This is a genomic window from Mycobacterium sp. NS-7484 (assembly GCF_001953975.1).
Classification (GTDB): domain Bacteria; phylum Actinomycetota; class Actinomycetes; order Mycobacteriales; family Mycobacteriaceae; genus Mycobacterium.
The window spans coordinates 1-5,242 of record NZ_MBEJ01000082.1 but is presented as its reverse complement, the minus strand read 5'-3'; the positions used below and the strand labels follow the sequence as shown (position 1 = coordinate 5,242).

At 66.9% G+C, this 5,242-nt stretch carries 4 protein-coding genes; 2 read left to right on the top strand and 2 right to left on the bottom strand.

Features of this window, described 5'->3' with window-relative positions; all coding sequences use genetic code 11:
• Positions 1-246: 246 nt before the first annotated feature.
• Both A5733_RS14630 and A5733_RS14625 read right to left on the bottom strand, forming a co-directional pair.
• On the bottom strand, positions 247-1,641 hold the full coding sequence (locus tag A5733_RS14630) for a cystathionine beta-synthase (protein ID WP_076240644.1): 1,395 nt from the start codon (positions 1,639-1,641) through the stop codon (positions 247-249).
• Between the two features lie 29 nt (positions 1,642-1,670).
• Entirely contained in the window at positions 1,671-2,705 is a 1,035-nt protein-coding gene (locus A5733_RS14625) for an alpha/beta hydrolase (protein ID WP_067771488.1), read from the bottom strand.
• A gap of 219 nt (positions 2,706-2,924) precedes the next feature.
• Here A5733_RS14625 and A5733_RS14620 point away from each other — a divergent pair, with 219 nt between their 5' ends.
• Positions 2,925-3,863, top strand: coding sequence for an SGNH/GDSL hydrolase family protein (locus A5733_RS14620; RefSeq protein ID WP_076240643.1), 939 nt, complete (start codon positions 2,925-2,927; stop codon positions 3,861-3,863).
• Between the two features lie 42 nt (positions 3,864-3,905).
• Positions 3,906-5,123 (top strand): acetyl-CoA C-acetyltransferase, encoded by a 1,218-nt coding sequence (locus tag A5733_RS14615; RefSeq protein WP_067771492.1) that lies wholly within the window; start codon positions 3,906-3,908, stop codon positions 5,121-5,123.
• The last annotated feature ends 119 nt before the right edge of the window (positions 5,124-5,242 follow it).

Sequence of the window (5,242 nt, the reverse complement as noted above, 5' to 3'; positions counted from 1 at the left end):
GGTTGAAGCCGCCCTGCTGCGGCGGAGGGGGCGGATATCCACCCTCCGGCGGCGGCGGGTAATTCCCGGGCGGGGGCGGTTGATCGGTCACGTCGAAAGCTCTCCTCAATTCGGATAGCGATCCGCGAACGGACGCTACTGTCTGCCGGCACCTAGATGTTCAGCAAGCGGAACTGCTCCACTGGCAGATTACGCACCGCCGAGCCGCTTTGGCAGGACGACACGGACCGATGAGACCGTGCCCGACTAATGCCGGCTGCCACCGTCGGACAGGAACCCGAGCAGATCGTGACGCGTCAGCACACCGACGGGTTTGCCCTCCTCGACGACCATCACCGCGTCGCCGTCGGCCAGGGACTTGGCCGCGGTGGAGACCAGCTCGCCCGCGCCGATCAACGGCAGCGGCGGACTCATGTGCTCGGCCACCGCGTCGGCCAGTTTGGCGCGGCCCTCGAACACCGCGGAGAGCAGCTCGCGTTCGGACACACTGCCGGCCACCTCACCGGCCATCACCGGCGGTTCGGCACCGACCACCGGCATCTGCGAGACACCGTATTCACGCAAGATACCGATCGCGTCGCGCACCGTCTCAGACGGGTGGGTGTGCACCAGATCCGGTAGCGCACCGGACTTTCCGCGCAGCACGTCGCCGACGGTCGATTGCTCGATGGATCCGTCGAGCCGGTTGCGCAGGAACCCGTAGGACGACATCCAGGCGTCGTTGAAAATCTTCGACAGGTAGCCGCGTCCGCCGTCGGGCAGCAGTACGACGACGACCGAGTCGGGGCCGGCCTTGCGGGCCACCTCGATCGCGGCCACCACCGCCATGCCGCACGATCCGCCGACCAGCAGCGCCTCTTCCCGGGCCAGGCGCCGGGTCATGTCGAACGAGTCGGCGTCCGAGACGGCGATGATCTCGTCGGGAACCTCGGGGTCATAGGCGGACGGCCAGAAATCCTCACCGACACCTTCGACGAGGTACGGCCGGCCGGTGCCGCCGGAGTACACCGACCCCTCCGGGTCGGCGCCGACGATCTTCACCCGCCCGTCGGAGACCTCCTTGAGGTAGCGCCCGGTGCCGGTGATGGTGCCACCGGTGCCCACGCCCGCGACGAAATGCGTCACGGTGCCCTCGGTGTCGGCCCAGATCTCCGGACCCGTCGTCTCGTAGTGCGACTCCGGTCCCATGGGGTTGGAGTACTGGTCCGGCTTCCAGGCACCGTCGATCTCGGTGACGAGCCGGTTGGAGACGCTGTAGTAGCTGTCGGGATGGTCCGGCGGGACGGCCGTCGGGCACACCACAACCTCGGCGCCGTACGCGCGCAACACGTTTCGCTTGTCCTCGCTGACCTTGTCCGGGCAGACGAAGACGCACTTGTAGCCGCGCTGCTGGGCCACCAGCGCCAGGCCCACACCGGTGTTGCCGGATGTCGGCTCGACGATGGTGCCGCCGGGCTTGAGTGCACCACTGGCCTCGGCGGCGTCGATCATCTTGATCGCGATGCGGTCCTTGGAGCTTCCACCGGGGTTCAGGTACTCGATCTTGGCCAGAACCGTGCCCGAGCCCTCCGGGACAACCGAGTTCAGCTGTACCAAAGGGGTGTTACCGATGAGCTCACTGATGTGCCTGGCGATGCGCATACGTCCATCGTCCCAGGCGCCGAAACGGCTTACCAGGTGGCCTCTCGTATGTACTCGCCGATCTGGCGCAGCGAGCGCTTAGCTTCCGACACCAGAGGCGAGGCGAGCTGGAAAACGTGCATCTGACCGGGCCAGATCCGCAGTTCCACCGGGACACCCGCGGCGGCCAGCATGTGCGCGGCTTTGCGCGCATCGCTGAGCAGAACCTCCGAGCCCGAGGCGTGGATGAGCGTGCGCGGCAGACCGGGCTCGACGTGATCGAGTGGCTCGTAGACGGTCTCGCCCTTGCGCTTGGCGGCCGCCTCGACGAGTTCGACGAGTGCGTCGAACGCCTTCGCCGGGAACATCGCGTCGGAGTGGATGTTCGGGTGGTTGGCCCGCGTCTCGTTGTCGATCTCGAACAGCGGCGACATCGTGACCAGTGCGGCAGGCATTTCGCCCTCGTCGAGCAGCCGCTCGGCCAGTGCCAGCGACAGGTATCCGCCTGCCGAGTCGCCGGCCAGCACGATCTGGTCGGGTTCGTAGCCGGTCAGTCGCAGCCACTGGTAGGCGTCGTAGCAGTCGTCGATCGCGGTGCCCACCGAGTGCTTGGGCACCATCCGGTAGTCGACGACGAGCACCGGGCTGTCGGCGTACCCGGACAGCGCGGTCACGATCCCCGAGTGCGTGTTGGCACCGCAGGTCAGAAACGCACCGCCGTGCAGGTACAGGATGACGCTGCGCTTCCCGTCGGCGGGTAGGACACCGTCGGCTCGCACGAGCTGCGCGGTGCAGTGCGGCAGCGCGATCGTGGCCTTGATGGTCCCGGGGACCGGACGGATCATCCGCGCGGCGAAGTTGAGCAGACCGAACGGCCACGGCAGATGCGGTACGTGGCTACCGATCGCCAACGTCGGTTTGATTGTCAGAGTCGCCGCCAGCGAAACCAATCGGCCCGCCAGGCTCGGCCCGTCCTCGACCACCTCGACGGGCGCGCCGTCACTCACCGGATACCGGCGCCGATAGGATCTAGCTGCGCTTATGCCAGCGTGATGAGACCTGGTTACCTTGCTCGGTGCAGTCATGTCACCACTTCCTACGTCTTTGTAGTGCTAGGTGAAGTTCGTTACTCAGACAACCCGGGTAACTTAGCTTGGCATCTGTAAACAGTTCAATAGTCAAATAAACTGAATTGGTACCGGACTTGATACAGCACCGTGACCGCCACGCAGTTCCGCCACGCGGACTCGGCCGGTAATCCGCCTAAACTGATCGGCGTGGGTTCAAGCCGAAGTGCTCCTCACGTGCGCGTCCCGCGCCGGTCAGCCATTGCCCTCGCCCTGACGGCGTTGGCGTCTACGGCCTACATCGGAGCACGCAACCTGTTGACCGGACAGGCCGACCAGGCCCGTCAGGTGATCCCCAAAGCCTGGGACATCCCACCCCGCGCCGACGGCGTATACCTACCGGGCGGCGGCCCGGTCGAGAAGTGGGAACGCGGCGTCCCGTTCGACATCCACTTGATGATCTTCGGCGACTCGACGGCCACCGGTTACGGCTGCCGGATCGCCGACGAGGTGCCCGGGGTGCTGATCGCGCGAGGGGTCGCAGAGCAATTCGGTAAGCGGGTTCGCTTGAGCACCAAGGCAATTGTGGGTGCCACCTCCAAGGGGCTGTCGGGCCAGATCGACGCCATGTTCGTGGCGGGCCCGCCCCCGGACGCCGCGGTGATCATGATCGGCGCCAACGACATCACCAAACCCAACGGCATCGGCGCCTCGGCCCGCCGACTCGGGGATGCCGTGCGTCGACTGCGCGCCGCAGGCGCCGTCGTCGTGGTCGGCACCTGCCCGGATTTCGGCGTGGTCACCGCGATCCCGCAGCCGTTGCGGGCGTTCACCCGCAACCGTGGTCTGCGGCTGGCCCGGGCCCAGGCTGCCGTGGTGCGTGCCGCCGGTGGCGTGCCCGTACCGTTCTCCGACCTGCTGGCACCCGACTTCTACAAAGCCCCTGAGCTGCTGTTCTCCGAGGACATGTTCCATCCGTCGGCGGCCGGTTATGCGTTGGCGGCCAAGCAGTTGTTGCCGGCACTGTGCGGTGTCCTGGGCGAGTGGGACGGCGACCAGGCCCTCCAAACCGGGACCGCGCACAGTACCTCGCTGTTGACCAGGCTGGGCGGGGTGAGCAGGCTGTGGCGTCGCTCGACCGGGGTGCCCGCGCCCATCGTGGTGCACGCGGGATAGTTTCAACCTGAGTTTTCAAGCCATTCGATCCCAGGAGCCGTCATGCCTGAAGCCGTCATCGTCGCCACCGCCCGCTCGCCGATCGGCCGGGCCAACAAGGGATCGCTGGTCAGCATGCGGCCCGATGATCTGGCCGCCCAGATGGTCAAGGCCGTCCTGGACAAGGTTCCGGCCCTCGATCCGCGTGAGATCGACGACCTGATCATGGGTTGTGGCCAGCCCGGCGGTATGTCCGGCTTCAACATCGGCCGCACCGTGGCCGTGCAGCTGGGCTACGACTTCCTGCCGGGCACCACCGTCAACCGCTACTGCTCGTCGTCGCTGCAGAGCACCCGGATGGCATTCCACGCGATCAAGGCCGGCGAGGGCCATGCGTTCATCTCCGCCGGTGTGGAGACCGTGTCGAACTTCGCCAGCGGCAACGCCGACGGCTGGCCCGACACCAAGAACCCGCTGTACGCCGACGCCATGGCCCGCTCGACCAAGGCCGCCGAAGGTGCCGACGAATGGCACGACCCGCGTGAGGACGGCCTGCTGCCCGACGTCTACATCGCCATGGGCCAGACCGCCGAGAACGTCGCGCTGCACACCGGTATCAGCCGGGAAGACCAGGACCACTGGGGCGTGCGGTCGCAGAACAAGGCCGAGGAGGCCATCAAGAGCGGCTTCTTCGAGCGCGAGATCGTTCCGGTGACGCTGCCCGACGGCACCGTCGTCTCCACCGATGACGGCCCACGCGCCGGCACCACCTACGAGAAGATCAGCCAGCTCAAGCCGGTGTTCCGGCCCAACGGCACCATCACCGCGGGCAACGCCTGCCCGCTGAACGACGGCGCTGCCGCGCTCGTGGTGATGAGCGACGTGAAGGCCAAGGAGCTGGGCCTGACCCCGCTGGCCCGCATCGTCTCCACCGGCGTCTCGGGTCTGTCGCCGGAGATCATGGGCCTGGGCCCGATCGAGGCCGTCAAGAAGGCCTTGGCACAGGCCAAGATGAGCATCGGTGACATCGACCTGTACGAGATCAACGAGGCATTCGCGGTGCAGGTGCTCGGCTCGGCCCGGGCGCTCGGCATGGATGAGGACAAGCTGAACGTCTCCGGCGGTGCGATCGCCCTGGGTCACCCGTTCGGCATGACCGGTGCCCGCATCACCGCCACGCTGCTGAACAACCTGCAGACCCACGACAAGACCTTCGGCATCGAGACCATGTGTGTCGGTGGCGGCCAGGGTATGGCGATGGTCGTGGAGCGGCTCTCCTAATTTTTTGCGCCCAGCGTGCACTCAGATCGCGATTTGAGGCGATTTCGCGATCTGAGTGCACCGCCGCTGCCCCTGCCCGGGGCCCCCGCGGCCGAACCTCGGCGGCGGGCAGCCGCGTG